The 17,673-nt window shown below is 38.7% G+C and carries 16 protein-coding genes and 1 tRNA gene; 7 read left to right on the forward strand and 10 right to left on the reverse strand.

Annotation, left to right across the window (positions count from 1 at the left end; genetic code table 11):
- A partial coding sequence (locus BCG07_RS17345) for a DNA topoisomerase (ATP-hydrolyzing) (RefSeq protein ID WP_286891278.1) occupies positions 1–1,544 on the reverse strand: 1,544 nt, incomplete at its 3' end.
- A gap of 177 nt (positions 1,545–1,721) precedes the next feature.
- Between BCG07_RS17345 and ubiG the strand changes: the two genes are divergently transcribed.
- From ubiG to yfaE, 5 genes are all read left to right on the forward strand, one after another.
- Positions 1,722–2,432 carry a bifunctional 2-polyprenyl-6-hydroxyphenol methylase/3-demethylubiquinol 3-O-methyltransferase UbiG gene (gene ubiG, locus BCG07_RS17350; RefSeq protein WP_010557415.1) on the forward strand — a complete coding sequence of 237 codons (711 nt, stop codon included), beginning with the start codon at positions 1,722–1,724 and terminating at the stop codon, positions 2,430–2,432.
- Positions 2,432–3,112, forward strand: a complete 681-nt coding sequence (locus BCG07_RS17355; RefSeq protein ID WP_006794446.1) for an HAD-IA family hydrolase — start codon at positions 2,432–2,434, stop codon at positions 3,110–3,112. Before ubiG ends, BCG07_RS17355 begins: the two co-directional genes overlap by 1 nt.
- 412 nt (positions 3,113–3,524) lie before the next feature.
- On the forward strand, positions 3,525–5,807 hold the full coding sequence (nrdA, locus tag BCG07_RS17360; RefSeq protein WP_008132948.1) for a class 1a ribonucleoside-diphosphate reductase subunit alpha: 2,283 nt from the start codon (positions 3,525–3,527) through the stop codon (positions 5,805–5,807).
- A 65-nt stretch (positions 5,808–5,872) separates the two neighbouring features.
- A complete protein-coding gene (gene nrdB, locus BCG07_RS17365) occupies positions 5,873–7,003 on the forward strand; it encodes a class Ia ribonucleoside-diphosphate reductase subunit beta (RefSeq protein WP_006794448.1) in 1,131 nt (376 codons plus the stop codon).
- The gene (gene yfaE / locus BCG07_RS17370) at positions 7,003–7,275 is read left to right on the forward strand and encodes a class I ribonucleotide reductase maintenance protein YfaE (protein ID WP_006794449.1); all 273 of its coding nucleotides are present in this window, start codon (positions 7,003–7,005) and stop codon (positions 7,273–7,275) included. Before nrdB ends, yfaE begins: the two co-directional genes overlap by 1 nt.
- 27 nt (positions 7,276–7,302) lie before the next feature.
- Here the strand turns inward: yfaE and BCG07_RS17375 are convergent, their stop codons facing one another.
- Both BCG07_RS17375 and BCG07_RS17380 read right to left on the reverse strand, forming a co-directional pair.
- Positions 7,303–7,902: a DUF1287 domain-containing protein gene (locus BCG07_RS17375; protein WP_286891280.1), complete on the reverse strand. Its 600-nt coding sequence runs from the start codon at positions 7,900–7,902 to the stop codon at positions 7,303–7,305.
- Between the two features lie 38 nt (positions 7,903–7,940).
- On the reverse strand, positions 7,941–8,369 hold the full coding sequence (locus tag BCG07_RS17380; RefSeq protein WP_039036914.1) for a hypothetical protein: 429 nt from the start codon (positions 8,367–8,369) through the stop codon (positions 7,941–7,943).
- A gap of 359 nt (positions 8,370–8,728) precedes the next feature.
- Between BCG07_RS17380 and BCG07_RS17385 the strand changes: the two genes are divergently transcribed.
- Both BCG07_RS17385 and BCG07_RS17390 read left to right on the forward strand, forming a co-directional pair.
- Positions 8,729–9,115 (forward strand): YkgJ family cysteine cluster protein, encoded by a 387-nt coding sequence (locus BCG07_RS17385; protein WP_248519774.1) that lies wholly within the window; start codon positions 8,729–8,731, stop codon positions 9,113–9,115.
- A 136-nt stretch (positions 9,116–9,251) separates the two neighbouring features.
- On the forward strand, positions 9,252–11,645 hold the full coding sequence (locus BCG07_RS17390; protein WP_286891281.1) for a TonB-dependent receptor: 2,394 nt from the start codon (positions 9,252–9,254) through the stop codon (positions 11,643–11,645).
- Between the two features lie 252 nt (positions 11,646–11,897).
- Here the strand turns inward: BCG07_RS17390 and bamJ are convergent, their stop codons facing one another.
- The 7 genes from bamJ to BCG07_RS17425 form a co-directional block, all read right to left on the reverse strand.
- Positions 11,898–12,518, reverse strand: coding sequence for a BamJ family beta-barrel-assembly machinery protein (gene bamJ, locus BCG07_RS17395; RefSeq protein ID WP_006794455.1), 621 nt, complete (start codon positions 12,516–12,518; stop codon positions 11,898–11,900).
- A gap of 69 nt (positions 12,519–12,587) precedes the next feature.
- Positions 12,588–12,974 (reverse strand): hypothetical protein, encoded by a 387-nt coding sequence (locus tag BCG07_RS17400; protein ID WP_010557422.1) that lies wholly within the window; start codon positions 12,972–12,974, stop codon positions 12,588–12,590.
- 51 nt (positions 12,975–13,025) lie between these two features.
- Positions 13,026–13,116 (reverse strand) — tRNA-Ser (locus tag BCG07_RS17405).
- 125 nt (positions 13,117–13,241) lie between these two features.
- The gene (locus tag BCG07_RS17410; protein WP_006794457.1) at positions 13,242–13,619 is read right to left on the reverse strand and encodes a hypothetical protein; all 378 of its coding nucleotides are present in this window, start codon (positions 13,617–13,619) and stop codon (positions 13,242–13,244) included.
- Between the two features lie 206 nt (positions 13,620–13,825).
- Positions 13,826–14,374: an NAD(P)H nitroreductase gene (locus BCG07_RS17415; RefSeq protein ID WP_010557423.1), complete on the reverse strand. Its 549-nt coding sequence runs from the start codon at positions 14,372–14,374 to the stop codon at positions 13,826–13,828.
- Between the two features lie 118 nt (positions 14,375–14,492).
- Positions 14,493–15,176 (reverse strand): HvfX family Cu-binding RiPP maturation protein, encoded by a 684-nt coding sequence (locus BCG07_RS17420; RefSeq protein WP_006794459.1) that lies wholly within the window; start codon positions 15,174–15,176, stop codon positions 14,493–14,495.
- Positions 15,177–15,265: 89 nt separating this feature from the next.
- The gene (locus BCG07_RS17425) at positions 15,266–17,227 is read right to left on the reverse strand and encodes an oxidoreductase (RefSeq protein WP_243533545.1); all 1,962 of its coding nucleotides are present in this window, start codon (positions 17,225–17,227) and stop codon (positions 15,266–15,268) included.
- Between the last annotated feature and the right edge of the window lie 446 nt (positions 17,228–17,673).

Raw genomic sequence — 17,673 nt, forward strand, 5'->3', positions numbered from 1 at the left:
CCATATTGCGCCTTAATTTCAACTAACTCGTCACGAATTACTTCCATTAAGCGCTCTGGGCTTGCCAGTATGTGTAACAGTTCAGCAATTAAATCAAGCAGTGTTTGGTATTCACTTAAGATTTTTTCGTGCTCAAGACCTGTTAGCTTGTGTAATCGTAAGTCAAGAATCGCTTGAGCTTGTTGCTCAGAAATAAAGTATTGGCCGTCGCGTATACCTAAATCATCAGCTAACCAATCTGGGCGAGCAACGTTAGCCTCACCTGCTTTTTCAAGCATTGCTTTAACATTACCTAATTCCCACGAACGTGCAGTTAACGCTATTTTTGCTTCTGCTGGTGTTGGAGACTTACGAATAAGTTCAATAATTGGGTCAATGTTGGCAAGTGCAATTGCTAGACCTTCTAGCATGTGTGCACGGTCGCGCGCTTTACGTAAATCAAATACTGTACGACGAGTTACTACTTCACGACGGTGAATAATAAACTCTTCAAGCATTTCTTTTAAATTAAAACACTTAGGCTGGTTATTGATGAGTGCAACCATGTTCATACCAAACACTGTTTGTAACTGTGTTTGTGCATATAGGTTGTTTAGAATCACTTCACCTACGTCACCACGCTTTATCTCAATAACGATACGCATACCGTCTTTATCTGATTCATCACGTAGTGCACTAATGCCTTCAATTTTTTTATCTTTAACAAGCTCCGCTATTTTTTCAATTAAGCGTGCTTTGTTAACTTGATAAGGGATTTCATGAACAATAATTGTTTCACGACCCGTTTTTTCGTCTGTTTCGATGTCAGCACGTGCACGCATGTACACTTTGCCACGACCCGTTTGATACGCTTGTTCAATCCCTTTTTTACCGTTAATGATTGCGGCTGTAGGGAAATCTGGGCCAGGAATGTAATCCATTAACTCAGTTATGGTTAAATCTGGATTAACAATTAATGCTAAACAACCATTGATAACTTCAGTTAAGTTATGTGGTGGGATGTTTGTCGCCATACCTACGGCAATACCAGAAGAACCATTTACAAGTAAATTAGGTACCTTCGTTGGTAAAACGTCAGGAATTTGCTCTGTGCCATCGTAGTTAGGAACGAAATCAACCGTTTCTTTCTCAAGATCCGCTAATAACTCATGAGACATTTTAGCCATACGTACTTCGGTGTAACGCATTGCAGCAGCTGAATCACCATCAACAGAACCAAAGTTACCCTGGCCGTCTACAAGCATATAACGAAGTGAGAATGGCTGTGCCATACGAACTATCGTGTCATAAACTGCGCTATCGCCGTGTGGGTGGTATTTACCGATTACATCACCGACAACACGTGCCGACTTTTTGTAAGGCTTGTTCCAATCATTACTAAGCTCGTTCATTGCAAACAAAACGCGGCGGTGAACTGGCTTTAAGCCATCACGTACGTCTGGTAATGCACGTCCTACAATTACACTCATTGCGTAATCTAAGTAGGAGTTTTTTAACTCGTCTTCAATATTGACTGGCAGAATTTCATTGGCGAGATCAGTCATTTGATATCACATTCCTTCAGTAGCAGCTCTTAATAACCCAGTATTAGGTTTTAAAGAGTATTGTTATTATTACTAACAGACATGCTATCACAATTAATTTTAATTTACAGGCGCAAAACTTTGCGATTTATCAATTTAGGCCTATATAATGGCCTCAGATTGACGAGGAAGTATTTTATGACCGAACATCAAAATGTAGATCACGCAGAAATAGCAAAATTTGAAGCCATCGCAGAGCGTTGGTGGGATTTAGAGGGTGAGTTTAAACCTCTTCACGAAATTAATCCGTTACGCCTAGATTTTATTGCAAATAAAACGCAAGGTTTATTTGATAAAGAAACACTCGATGTTGGCTGTGGTGGGGGTATTTTAAGCCAAAGTATGGCACGTATGGGGGCAAAGGTAACAGGTATTGATATGGGACAAGAGCCTTTGACTGTCGCTAAATTACACAGCCTAGAAACGGGTGTTAATGTAGATTACATAAAAATACCCGCAGAACAGTTTGCTGAAGAACACCCTGAACGATTTGACGTTGTTACCTGTATGGAAATGCTCGAACACGTTCCAGACCCTGCTTCAATTATTCACGCCGTTGCCAAACTTGCAAAACCTGGCGCTGATGTTTTTTTCTCTACCCTCAATAAAACACCGAAAGCCTACTTGTACGCAATTGTAGGTGCTGAAAAACTATTAAAAATGGTTCCAGAGGGAACTCACGATCACAAAAAGTTTATTAAACCGGCGCAGCTAATTGCGTGGGCCGAGCAAGCGGGCTTAAAAGTACGTGCAAGCTCAGGACTTTCGTATAACCCCTTCTCTAAACAATACACACTTAATAATGATGTTAGTGTTAATTATATCCTTCATTTTGAGAAGTTGGTGTAATGAAGAGCGCAGGTTCATCATTAGAACTTTATCAATATGATGCATTTTTGTTTGATTTAGACGGCACCTTACTCGACACAGCTGACGATTTAGGCGCTGCACTTAATAGTGTACTACGAGCAAATCAAATTGCCGAAGTAACAAGCGAAATATATCGCCCAGCGGCTTCTAATGGTGCGGCAGCTTTACTGGAAGCAGGTTTTAAAGAGTTGTGGCCCTCTCTTGCACAAGCACAGTTGATAAAGCAATTGGTCGATAGCTATGCCCAAAACATTGCGAAATACACCCAATGCTTTGCCGGTATTGAACCACTATTGATCTCACTTGATCACAAAAAGATCAAATGGGGGATCATGACAAACAAGCCTGGCTTTTTAACTGAGCCGCTTGTCGCTGCGATCCCCGCTTTAAAAAATGCGGCCGTTGTTATTAGCGGTGATACGCTTGAAGAAGCCAAACCCTCTCCTCTACCTTTACTTCATTGCGCAAAACTAATGGACGTAATACCAGCTCGCTGTTTATACATAGGTGATGCCGAGCGAGACATTCAAGCTGGTAAAGCAGCAGGTATGCCTACAGCTACTGCTCTGTGGGGGTACATTCCAAGCGATGCAGAAGCACTTACTTGGAAAGCTGATTTTAACTGGCGTAGCCCTATTGACGCATTTAACCATATATAGTGCCCATTTTAGATATAAACACTATATATTGTGATTGTGTTAGTTTTTACGCAAAGCTTGATGATAAAAAAAGCAGCCAAAATTTATTTTCAAAATGTGTAAATTTAGTCGATCCTGAGTTGATTTTTAAAAATTTCAACTTCAATGAATGATCAAAGGTTAATGCCTACTAACACAAATACGTTATCCCAACGTTATCCACAAATAGGGGCAATTATGCCCCTTGCAAATCAACTCAGACCACACTATCTTGTGATCTCTAAATTGAACAACACCAGATATTGTGGCCAAATGTTATTCAATTAAATTTACCTCATTGGGTAAAACTTATAAAAAATGAGCACTACTTCTCTTTTTGAGACGTACAACATTGGTCAAAAATACATTATCCCCAAGGAATACAGGCAAAGCTATGAACCAACAGTTATCTGTAAGCAAACGTGACGGGCGCAAAGAGCCTCTTGATCTTGATAAGATCCATCGCGTTATAGAATGGGCCGCCGAAGGTTTAAATAACGTTTCGGTTTCACAGGTTGAATTAAAGTCACATATTCAATTTTATGATGGTATTCGTACAAAAGATATTCACGAAACGATTATCAAAGCGGCTGCCGATCAGATTTCTAAAGAATCACCTGATTACCAGTATCTTGCTGCGCGTTTAGCTGTATTCCACTTACGTAAAAAAGCATACGGTCAATTCGAGCCTCCACGTTTATTTGATCACGTAACAAAAATGGTGAGTGATAAACGTTACGATGCTCACTTACTTGCTGATTATACAGAGCAAGAATTTGACGAATTAGACGAATACCTTGACCACTCACGCGATCTTAATTTTAGTTACGCTGCAGTTAAGCAATTAGAAGGTAAATACCTAGTTCAAAACCGTGTAACGGGTGAAATTTATGAAAGCGCACAGTTTTTATATATTTTAGTGGCTGCAAGCTTATTTGCAGATTACCCACGAGAAACACGAGTTTCATATATAAAACGTTTTTACGACGCGGTATCGTTATTTAAAATTTCATTGCCTACACCAATCATGGCTGGTGTACGTACGCCTACTCGTCAATTTAGCTCTTGCGTACTTATTGAATGTGGCGACAGCCTTGATTCAATCAATGCTACATCGTCAGCTATTGTAAAATATGTTTCTCAGCGTGCTGGTATCGGTATTAATGCTGGTCGTATCCGTGCATTAGGAAGCCATATCCGTAATGGCGAAGCATACCACACAGGTTGTATCCCTTTTTACAAGCACTTTCAAACAGCTGTTAAGAGTTGTTCACAAGGTGGTGTTCGCGGCGGCGCAGCAACCCTATTCTACCCGCTATGGCATTTGGAAGTAGAGAACCTTTTAGTTCTTAAAAATAACCGTGGTGTTGATGACAACCGTGTTCGTCATTTAGATTACGGCGTACAGTTTAATAAGTTAATGTATTCTCGTTTGATTAAAGACGATTACATTACGTTATTTAGCCCATCAGACGTGCCAGGTCTTTACGATGCGTTTTTTGAAGATCAAGACGAATTTGATGCGTTATATGTTAAATATGAACAAGACGAGTCAATTCGTAAAAAGCGTATTAAAGCCATTGAATTGTTCTCTGTGTTTGCACAAGAGCGTGCAAGTACTGGCCGCATATACTTACAGAATGTAGATCACTGTAATACACATAGCCCGTTTATAGCGAAAGTTGCGCCAATTCGTCAGTCTAACTTGTGTTTAGAAATTGCATTACCGACTAAACCACTTAACAACGTTAACGACGAAGAAGGCGAAATTGCATTATGTACACTGTCTGCTTTCAACTTAGGTGCGCTTGAGTCTCTAGATGAACTAGAAGAGCTTGCGGAGCTAGCTGTACGTGCACTCGATAATTTACTCGACTTCCAAGACTACCCAGTACCAGCTGCCAAAAACGCAACAATGGGACGTCGTACGTTAGGAATAGGCGTAATCAACTATGCCTACTACTTAGCTAAAAATGGTAAGCGTTATTCAGACGGCAGTGCAAATGCACTAACACATAAAACATTCGAAGCTATTCAATACTACTTGATGAAAGCGTCAAACGAACTTGCAAAAGAACGTGGTGCATGTCCTAAGTTTAACGAAACAACGTATTCTCAAGGTATTATGCCTACAGATACGTATAAAACAGACTTAGATAAAATTTGTGATGAGCCACTGCATCTTGATTGGGATGCACTGCGTAAAAGCATACAAGAACACGGTATGCGTAACTCAACACTAAGCGCATTAATGCCATCAGAAACGTCATCGCAAATCTCGAACGCAACAAATGGTATCGAGCCACCACGCGGTCACATTAGTGTTAAAGCAAGTAAAGATGGTATTTTAAAACAAGTTGTACCTGAGTACGAACGTTTGAAAGACAACTATGAGTTACTTTGGGACATACCTTCTAATGATGGTTACTTACAGCTTGTCGGTATCATGCAAAAATTTGTTGACCAAACTATTTCTGCAAACACAAATTATGATCCAAATAAATTTGAAGGCGGTAAAGTACCTATGAAAGTCTTATTAAAAGACTTACTTAGCGCTTACAAATTGGGGGTCAAAACATTGTATTACCATAATACCCGTGATGGCGCATCTGATGCACAAGACGACACTCCAGAAGTGGAAGATGACGATTGTGCAGGCGGCGCGTGTAAAATATAGTCGTTAATTTTATCTTAAGCGGGCATGCAGCCCGCTTTGTTCTGATAGTTTTTTGAGTGATAAACATGTCTTATACTACTTTTAGTCGTAATCATAATAACCAAATGCAAGAGCCAATGTTTTTTGGCCAGACCGTTAACGTATCGCGTTACGATCAACAAAAATATCCTATTTTTGAAAAGTTAATTGAAAAGCAACTGTCTTTCTTTTGGCGACCAGAAGAAGTAGATGTGAGTAAAGACCGTTTAGATTTTCAGGCGCTACCAGAGCATGAAAAGCATATATTTTTAAGTAACTTAAAATATCAAACACTGCTTGATAGTGTACAAGGCCGCTCTCCTAACGTTGCGCTACTACCTATCGTGTCTATTCCAGAACTTGAAACCTGGATAGAAACGTGGGCATTTAGTGAAACAATTCACAGCCGTTCATACACCCACATTATTCGTAACGTAACACAATCACCAGAGCTTATTTTTGATGACATCGTTAGCAACGATAAAATTAGCGAGCGCGCTGATGCAGTAACGACTTATTACGATGATTTAATTAACTCTGTTTCACTTTACAACCTTTACGGTGAAGGCAAGCATGAAATCAACGGTAAAACAGTGGTTGTAAACTTATTCGAGCTGAAAAAGAAACTTTACCTCGCTATGATGTCGGTAAATATTCTTGAAGCAATTCGTTTTTATGTCAGCTTTGCTTGTTCATTTGCATTTGCTGAGCGTGAACTTATGGAAGGTAACGCTAAGATAATTAAACTAATTGCACGTGACGAAGCACTTCATCTTTCGGGTACACAGCATATTTTAAATATCATGCAAGACGGCAAAGACGATCCAGAAATGGCAATCGTTGCAGCTCAATGTCGCGATGAAGCAATTAAAATGTTTGTACAAGCTGCCGAGCAAGAGAAAGAATGGGCAGAGTACCTATTCAAAGATGGCTCTATGATTGGCTTAAACAAGCATATTTTATGTCAGTATGTTGAATATATTACTAACGCACGTATGACTGCTATTGGTTTGCCAGCCCAATTTGAAAACAACAGTAACCCTATCCCATGGATCAACTCATGGTTAGTGTCTGATAATGTTCAGGTTGCACCACAAGAGGCAGAAATTAGTTCATACCTTGTAGGTCAAATAGATTCACAAGTTGATGCTGCTGAATTTGGTGACTTTGACTTATAATGAATAACGAAACGACTGCAAGTGTTACACTTGCAGAAAACAGCCAGCGCATTGAATATAGCCCTGGCTGCCCTTCTCTTTTACACTGCTTAGAATCTCAAAAAATAGACGTTGCTTATCAATGTCGTGAAGGCTACTGCGGTGCTTGCAGAGCAACTTTAGTATCTGGCAATGTTCAATATAATGAAGAGCCACTCGCGTTTGTTCGTGATGGTGAAATACTTTTATGCTGTAGCAAGCCAAACGGCAATATAAGTATTAATCTAAAATAATTAATAGCTTTATAGCAGCACCCATCTTTACTGGGCATTATAATGTTTATTAGTAAAACGATAATGACCAGTAATCTTATAATCAAATAGCATTCCGCTTATTTCTGGTCCTCGCCCTATATTATGTACAATTTGAACATTCTCGGCGCTGCTTAAAGCTTCCGTAACAACCATGCCTATATGGGGTAAGTTACCGGGTAACATCCAAGTAACTATATCACCAACTTTGTAATCACGTGAGTTACTTGAAATAGCTAACTCTGTGCCATGACGCTTAAAAAATACTTGAAGGTTAGGTACACGCCTGTGATCAATATTTTTATCTGGTTTTTTTAAACCCCAAATTCGCTCAGACGGATACCTCGCAAAATTTGCTCGGATATCTTCATGTACTCTTTGTTGTAAATCCACACCCAATTGGCGGTAAGCACGAATAATAACATCGGTACACACACCAATATTACTTGGTACATCACCACCGGGATAGGTCATTGAATAATAACTGCCGTCATAAGTAATATTGTGTGTTGTTCTTTCAATCAGTGCTGCGGATATTTGCTGATTGAAAGAGTTAGCAAACAAACAAAAAGGTAAAAACGTAAATAAATATAAACCGTATTTAAACATAATCACCCTTTTAAAAACGCTATACGCCAAAGCTTTAATTAGCCTTCTTCTTCAACAAGTGACTCTAACAAGTCATGAATCTCTGCTTTAAGTTCTTTGTCTTCTATTTTATTTGCACTGACTTTGGCACTTTGAAGATTTTTTATAGCCTCTTCTTTTTGGCCCATCTCAAGTTGTAGTGTCGCCATAGAAAAAGCAACCGACGACATATGGTCTTTATTATTAATAGCAATAGATTTTGCTAGCGCCTTTTCGTAAGTAGTAATAGCGTCTTCTAACTCCTCTGTAAAATCAGCCAGTGTTTCCCACTGAACAGGATGATCTTTAGAGGTATTTTCGTTTTCTTCACAAATTGCTTTTAGTTTAGAAAAAAGTAACTCAAAGCGTTTACGATCATTTTTATTCGCCGCACTCATTAATTCTTCAGCCAAATCATGTACCGCTTTGTATACTTTTGTATTCATCATTACGTATCACCCTTAATGTATTTATGCTTAAAATAGCAAAATATAAATTTAAATGGCTCATTAAATATGCCCTTAGGCCGATCATACAACATTAAAGTATATAGCAAACGATTTAACTACAGGGGCAGTAGTTAAAAATGTATTTTGATGAGGTTTATCTATTTTATAGGTAGTAAAACCCTCTATAAGGCTTAACTATAGTGGATTTGTAAATATCAGAACGAAAAAAAGAATATTTGGTAAGCTCTTTCAGGCTATAAACTTAAATGCTTAGGGTTAATAAAAAATAATAATTTCAAACAATTTAACACGAGCTGTTAAACTAATAATTGTAGAAATTATATAAAGATGAATAAAGCATGAAAGAGTGTAACCAGTGTGGTAAATGCTGTACCAAATATGGTGGTGGTGACCTCGACGTATCATCAGAAGAAATTGAAATGTGGGCGCTCTTTAATCCCGAAATTTATCAATATGTACAAAACAATAAAATTTGGTTTGAGCCGAACACAGGTGATAAATTAAATAACTGCCCATTTTTAGCAATTGAACCTAAAAAAGATGAAGGTGATCGCGATAAATTCATATGTAATATTTACCTAGACCGACCTGAAGATTGCCGCCAATACCCTAGCCTAATAGCCGAAATGCTACGTGACGAATGTGAAATGCTAGAGCCTACTGACTTAAAAAACCAAAAACGTGCACAATACAAGCTTGATGTACTAATGATTGATAGCAGATAAAATACCAACCTGAGTGATTTATCATCATTTTTAGTTGATTAAACGCAAATGCAAAAGTTATAGTATAACATTGTTGATTCAAAAATTATGAACTGTTATATTATATCACAACATGTAATCACCAAATAATTTACCAATGACAAAGTTAACATTAATTTCTTCTGCCATTTTATCGGTTTTATGCACCCAATCCGCCCTAGCTGCAACAATAACAGGTAAGGTAATAAACGATAAAAATCAACCTATTGAAAACGCTTCCATTCATGTTCATGGAAAAAATCAAACTATAAAAAGTAATGAGCTTGGCGAATTCTCAATTGAAATTGACGCTAACAGCCAACTTCATATCAGTAAAGACAACTACGTAGATTCAAGAATAACGGTGACTGAATCGTCAAACAATGTCACGGTTTCACTTTTACCAACCTCGGTTGAAACCGTTGTGGTTTATGCATCCGCGCTACACAAAAGCAGCTTAGAAATGATTTCACCGGTAAGCGTTCTGTCGGGTGATGAGTTAAGAAATAAATCTAAACCAACACTTGGCGAAACACTAAAAGGTTTACCTGGTGTTAATGCAAGCTACTTTGGCCCTGTATCCTCAAGCCCTATTATTCGAGGTTTAGATGGTCCTCGCGTTAAAATCACCCAAAACGGATTAGATGCTAGTGATGCGTCGCGCATTGGACCAGACCATGCAACCTCAAGCGACAGCTTAGCAGCTGAACAAATTGAAGTACTTCGTGGACCAAGTACACTTTTGTATGGCTCAGGTGCAATTGGTGGTGTGGTAAATGTGGTTGATAACCGTATTCCAACGAGTAATTTAGATGATTTAACCGGTGCCGCTGAGTACAGCCATGACACGGTTTCTAACTCAAATACCGTGGCCGCAAAACTAGAAACAGGAAATGACGGATTTAACTTTCATTTTGATGGGACTAAACGCAGTGGCGATGACTATGAAACGCCTACATTTACAGTAACTGACGAAGATGGCGACATAGAAACTGAAAACTCAGTAGAAAACACGTTTATTGATAGCGAAACACTAAATTTTGGTACTAGCTACGTTGGCGAGCACCTTACTGTTGGATTTTCTTACGGTAGTATAGAAACTGACTATGGAATACCTGGACATGAACATCATCATGAGCATGATCACGAAGGTGAAACTGAAGAAGAACATGCAGAACATGAGGATGAAGAAGAAGGCGAAGAAGCTGTTTTTGCACAGCTAGAGCAAGACCGTTGGCAAGGCTTAGTCAGTTATGCGCTTCACAATAACTGGATAGAGACAATCAACCTACGTATAGGTTATACAGACTATTCACACAGTGAAATTGAAGATGGTGAAATTGGTACCACGTTCACTAATAAAACTACCGAAGCGCGTTTAAACGTAGAACATAAGTTCGCGGACTGGCATGGTATGTTAGGCTATCATTACAGCAATTCTGACTACGACGCAATTGGTGATGAAGCATTTACTCCAGCAAGTATAACAACCTCAAATGCACTTTATGTGTTAGAAGAACGCGTGTTTGGTGATGTTACTTTAGAGCTTGGTGCTCGTATTGAAGATTACAAAATTGAAAGTAATATATCTTCAGCTGAGCATCATCATGAACATGATGAAGAATTTGAAGAATTTGAAGAAGAACATGAAGAAGAGATAATTGCCTACAGTGAAAGCTTTACTAACGTAAGTGCATCTGCAGGGGCTATTTGGCAATATACGCCAGGACAAAGTTTAGCACTGAGCCTATCTCATTCTGAGCGTGCGCCGCTTTCTGCTGAGCTGTTATCTAATGGCCTACACATTGCTACAGGTACTTACGAACTTGGCTTAGGTTACCACATCGAAGATAACGAAGCCCACTTTGAACCTGAGGACATCAAACAAGAAAAATCAACTAACCTTGATTTAAGCTTTAGACGCTTTAGTGGAGATTTTGGTTACACTGTAAACTTTTTCTATAACGATATTAAAAATTTCTATTTCCAAGAAAATACGGGCTTAGTTTACGATGAAGAAGAGGGGTTAGAATCAGCTGTTGGTGCACACGACGATGTAGTAGCTGTTTACCAATTTAAAAGCAAAGATGCAGAGCTCTATGGATTTGAGTTCGATGCACACTACCAAATTACACCAAACACAATGGTTAAAGTATTTGGTGACTCTACCCGCGCTAAACTTAAAAGTGATGAAGGCAACTTGCCGCGTATACCTGCAAATAAGTTAGGCTCTGAGTTACAGTATGATTTAGGTAAATTGCAACTAACGTTAACTGGCACACATTACTTCGATCAAAATGATATCACTGCGTTTGAAAGCCGAACGGATGGTTATACTTTATTTGATGCTCAAGCTAACTACCAATTAGGGTTAGGTGCTGTTGATGCTCAATTTTATATAAATGTTGATAACCTGACTGATGAGCTTGGGTTTGTTCATACCTCATTTATAAAAGATAAAGCCCCTCTTCCAGGTAGAAATATTCGCTTGGGTGTTCGCGGCTACTTTTAATCATTAAAAGCTATGCTTTGACATTAAAGTGTTTAATTAATAACTCCCTTTTGAAACCGCATTTTTAAATGCGGTTTTTTTAATGACTTGCTTTGTAATTGGCGTTTGGCGTTTGGCGTTTGGCGTTTGGCGTTAATCATTTTAAAAGTGACTGTTCGTATTGCCTGACAATAATTAAAGGTAATTTTTAATAGGCACAAAAAAACCGCGCTATAAGTAAGCGCGGTTTTTTAACTAACTTAATAATGACTATTAAGAAAGGATTTCGTGTAGCTCAACGTCAAATACAAGCGTTGAGAAAGGTGCAATTGCAGCACCTGCACCACGTTCACCATAAGCTAGCTCATGAGGAACGTAAATACGCCATTTAGTGCCTACTGGCATCATTTGTAACGCTTCAGTCCAACCTTTGATCACGCCACCTACTGGGAATTCAGCTGGTTGACCGCGCTCGTAAGAGCTATCAAATACTGTACCGTTAATTAATGTACCGTGGTAATCAACACGTACTGTAGACTCAGCAGTTGGCTTTTCGCCTTCACCTGTTGCTAATACTTCATATTGAAGACCAGACTCAGTAACAGTGATTTCAGGACGTTTTGCGTTTTCTTCTAAGAATGCAATACCTTCAGCAGAAAGTACTTTTGACTCTTCTTCACGACGAGCTTGAATCTCTTCGTTAACTTTTTCAAATGCAGCTTGGATCTCTGGGATCTCAACTTGAAAAGCGCTACCTGCGTACGCATCTTTCATGCCTTCAAACACTGAATTTAGGTTTAAGCCTTCAAAAGGATTAGACTTAAGTTGCTCACCCATTTGTAAGCCAATACCGTAACTTGCTTTTTCAGCATCTGTAGTAAAATTATCTGACATAATGTGTTTTTCACGTTTTGTTAGTTAAAAGACATGAGTATGCTATCACAAAATAACGCACGTTTGGTGCTAGTTTTTATTGAGTTTTACCTTTAACAGACCAACAATAAAGCAACTAAGTATCAAACTGAATAAAAATCCAGCAAGCAATGAAAAAGTTAATAAACTAGCGGTGCCGCCAATAATAATTGGTACAGCGACTAATCCAACTACACCAATAAATACTGAGGCAACTAGGGGCCATTTTGTATCGTACTTAGTAATTAAGTGGGCCACTAAAATATTAAAACCTACACCATATGCAAACGCTGTAATTAATGGGTGTTCTGGTTGTGCATCGGCTGCCATTTTAATTAGTACGCTCATGCCGCTTTGGTAACAGTAACCAAACACGGTCCATAAAAGAATGTGTTTTAAAAGCTGTGCACTCATAGGAATAGTTGCGTTGTCTGTCATTTATCAAACCCCAGATAGCAAAAAACCGCCATAAGGCGGTTTTTTAAATAATGGTGGAGAGATAGGGATTTGAACCCTAGATAGGCTACAAACCTATGCCGGTTTTCAAGACCGGTGCATTCGACCACTCTGCCATCTCTCCGTACGGCGCGAATAATATGGGTTATCGAGATATTTGTAAAGCTTTAAATGTAAAAAAATAAAATTTAATCTAATAGCGTAAAAAACTATCACTTATTCATTTAAAGATTTTAAAAATAGCGGTTACTAGTAATACTGTTTAGGCCTACGCGCAATCCAAGAACACACTAAGCAAACCAATAAGCTCAATGAGAAAAAAGTAACCCCTTGAAAAATTAAATCAAAACGGTTTAAATCGTCACTTGGCACAATGACAAACATAAAAGTAGGCAGAATACTTAACATAAGCACATAACAACACACTTTAAATGCGCGTCCAAAATCAAATCGTTTAGATTGTTGCATCCACCAAGTAAGTAATACCAATACACTGACAGCTGAACCGGCAATAAAAGGGGCTGCATTTGTACTCATTGCTACATATAACGTAACAAACGCACCTAAAAGGCCCCAAATTGACCAAGCGAGCCAGTTTTCTTTTTCACGTAAAAATAAATTTCCCATAATTTAAGTCTTCTTTATCGTTATTATTTTGAGACTCTCCATACATTATCAAAAAACAACCGATTAAAAAACAATCTGCAGAAGAATTATCAAGTTATTTAGCATCCATGCCCTTCTTGCAGTTTCTCACTGACAATAATAATCAGCGGTTAAAATTTACACTCTATTATAAGTGACCCTATATGTATGTAAAAGTTCACACTTATTTATAAATCCGTAAAATAAGCTTCTGGCTTATGCCTTGGTGACTTTTTACAATCGACGGCAGGTGTACCTATATACAAGTAACCCACAATTTCATCTAACTCGTTTAAATTAAGCGCTAGCTTAACCGCATTACTTTGTGCAAAATAACCCGTGCGCCAAATACCCCCTAACCCTTGTGCAAATGCGGCTTGTTGCATTGCAAGTACGCTACACCCTGCGCTTTGCACTTGCTCGATACGAGGAACTTTAGGATGTTGTTGATATTTAGCAATGGCGATGATGATCATTGGAGCACGAAGCGGTAATTCTTTAGCTCGGTTTATAACTTTATCTTCTTGTTGCTCTGCCACAGCACTCTCGTGGTAAATCGACCCTAACTTTTCACGCGCTTGCCCTTCAACAACAATAAATTGCCATGGCGCTATGCAACCATGATCGGGGACACGAAGTGCAGCTTGTTTAATAATATTAAGCTGCTCAATTGATGGGCCAGGCTCTGTTAGTTTTGAGTCGGATTGGCGAGTTAATAAAAGCTCAATAGCGTCCATAATTATTTCTCGATATTTAAAACGCTAGGGTAACATTTTAAGTCTGTGTTGATAAATATTGAAATAAAAACGCCAGCAAAAAATAATTTTTGCTGGCGTATATAAACTTACGTTAAATTTACTCTTTAAAGACACTTCTTCTGAGCCAATAATCAACGCTTACAAAACGCCCACCTCCGGTGAAAAATAAACTCAGGAGCATTGCGAAATAAATGGCAGCAAATTCTATCCCATTATTTAAAATTGAAGGTTTACCTTTTTCGTACAGGTAATCTACAAACCCATGCTCATCGACTATTGATCGTATTTTGCCAATTCGCTCTTGTACTTCAACTGAGTTTTCAAGACTTTCTTTGGCGCCGGGTATAGACAACCAATCAAGTACCTGAGCTGCACTCGTGTCAGGGTTAGTCGGAGCAATTGCAAACCAGCCGTTGTGCCAATGCACTGATGTTGCAGCAACAACCATAGTAAACATTAGAGGAATACTTACGAGGCGAGTCAATAGGCCTAATAATAAAAACCAACCTCCCAAAAATTCGCTCCAACCAGCTAAAAATGCAAGTAAGTCGGGAAACGGTAAACCCAAGCCCCATTCACTATTTCCAAACCATTGCACAACATCAGGTGATGCTAATAAATTATTGAAAAAGCCAGTAGCATCGCCGCTGATGGCGAGCTTATTATAACCCGCGATAATCATCACAGGGGCTAAAATTAATCTAAAAAGTAAAGGAGGTAACCCATCTAAAAATGATAGTTTACCTATTGCAGCTACATAGAAGCGAGTCAGTGTGTTCATGCGTATCCTGTGTTTAATGTTTATTTAGTTATAGACTATAAACAACCAAGACCGCATGAATTACCAAACTATTTCAACTTGTCGAAAGGTTAAATACTTCTCGCTATTTGAAGGGCTTCAAAAATAGCGCGCTTAGCATCAATTGCAGCAGCGAGTTTAGCGCCACCAATAACGTGTACTTTAGCGTTTTCAGCATGAGGCTTTACAACTTCATCATTTGAAACTTGACCAATACACGCAATAACAGTGTCGACCGGTAAAACCTGAGTTTCACCACCAACTGTAATAGTTAAACCCTTGCTATCAAAGCTTTGATACTGACAATCTGCAATTTGTTTTACACCATGCTGCTTAGCTACTTGACGATGGATCCAACCTGTTGTTTTTCCAAGTTCACTACCAAATCGGCCAGCGCTTCTTTTTAACATGTACAACTGACGCTCGTCTTTGTGTGGCTTCGGTTCACATTCAATTCCCCACTGCGTTTTAAACTCATCAATGGTTTGTGATTTATGTTCACTTAAAAATGCCACCATATCAAAACCAATGCCGCCAGCACCTAAAATGGCAATAGAGTTGCCTAACTCGACTTCGCCACGAATTACTTCATCGTATGCAAATACGCGTTTGTTATCACCACATTTAATTGACGCCTCACGTGGGCGAACACCCGTTGCAAATACAATATCGTCGTACTGTGTCAGCATTGACTCGTTGTATGACGTTTCGAGTTTAACCGCTACATCTAAACGTTCTAGCTCATTAATAAAGTATGCCAGTGTATGATTAAAGTCTTCTTTGCCAGGTATTTGCATGGCTAAATTAAATTGGCCACCCATTTGCGCTTTTTGGTCAATCAAAGTGACCTTATGACCTTTTTGAGCCAAATAACAACTTGCGGATAAGCCAGCAGGGCCTGCGCCCACAACAAGTACATTTTTTGAGTTTGTCGCTTTATTGAGCGGGTAATCAAGCTCAAAAGCCGCTTGAGGATTAACCAAGCAGGTTGCACGTTTATTTTTAAATACATGATCTAAACAGCCTTGGTTACAGCCAATACAAATGTTAATTTGTTTTGTTTGATCGTTTTGATATTTATTAAAAAACTCAGGATCAGCTAATAAAGGTCTAGCCATTGATATGAGGTCGGCTTCACCTGCATTTAAAATGTCATTTGCAATGTCAGGTGTATTAATACGGTTTACTGCAATGACTGGAACGCTAACAACACTTTTTAAGCGCTTAGACGCTTCTTTAAAGGCTCCTGGTGGAACCATACTAGCAATCGTAGGAACGCGCGCTTCATGCCAGCCAATACCCGTATTAAAAATATCAACCCCGGCTTTTTCAAGCTCAGTGGCTTGAATAACCACTTCATCAGGAGTGGACCCATCAGGGATTAGATCCATAACCGACAGTCTAAATATAATTAAAAATTTATCAGATACTTTAGCCCTAACCGCTTTGACTATTTCAAGCGCTAGGCGCATTCTGTTTTCAAGGCATCCACCAAATTCGTCTTCGCGTTTGTTTGTGTGTGGCGCCATGAATTCATTAATCAAATAACCTTCAGACCCCATTACCTCAACGCCATCATACCCAGCTTTTTCAGCCATATAAGCAGAGTGCGCAAAGTCTTTAATCGTTTTTTTAATTGAGCTCAGTGACATTTCTTTAGGCTTGTAGGGATTAATTGGAGCCTGAATAGCACTAGGTGCCTGATTGAAAGGATGATAAGCATACCGACCCGCATGCAGTAACTGTAAACAAATTTTCCCACCATGTTTATGAACAGCGTCTGTGTATGCGCGATGCTTAAAAACATCATAATAACTGTTAAAAGAAGACGATATTGGCGTTAACTTGCCTCGCAGGTTCGGGCTATAGCCACCGGTAATGAGCATGGCTGTGCCGCCTTTTGCACGGGCTTCATAAAATGCACGTAAACGTTTTCTGTTATGCCATCCCTCTTCGAGGCCCGTATGCATTGAGCCCATAACTAATCTGTTTCGTAATTGTGTGTGTTTTAATTGTAGTTGTTGTTCTAACATCTCATGCCCCATTAACTGGTCTAACCTGTGTAGATTCACTAATTCTGCTTTAATGATAACGAATAAGCAATATTTGCATGTATTTAATTAATACTTAAGACACGCTTAAAATACGTACTCATCTCAAAATTACTATTTAATGCGAGCGTGTATAGCATAATAAATCCATTGTTTTCGGTAGCTTGAACGTATTTATAAACACTTCGTTACGATTTAGCAGTTAAATTTATATTTATTCTAGGATAAGATGAAACAAATGTATTAGCTGTACCAAATTAAGGAGCTATTTTGATAGCAAAAATTTTCAAAGGTATTTGGGCTGGAATAAACTTTTCTCGTCGATTAATAATCAACTTTTTGTTTGTGCTACTTGTTATTGTATTTATTGCAGGTATATCAAGCGATGATGATAAAATTATTGTAGAGGAAGGCTCTGTTCTTAGGTT

Origin of the sequence: Pseudoalteromonas sp. ESRF-bin5 (assembly GCF_002632075.1) — a bacterium.
Taxonomy (GTDB): Bacteria; Pseudomonadota; Gammaproteobacteria; order Enterobacterales; family Alteromonadaceae; genus Pseudoalteromonas; species Pseudoalteromonas marina.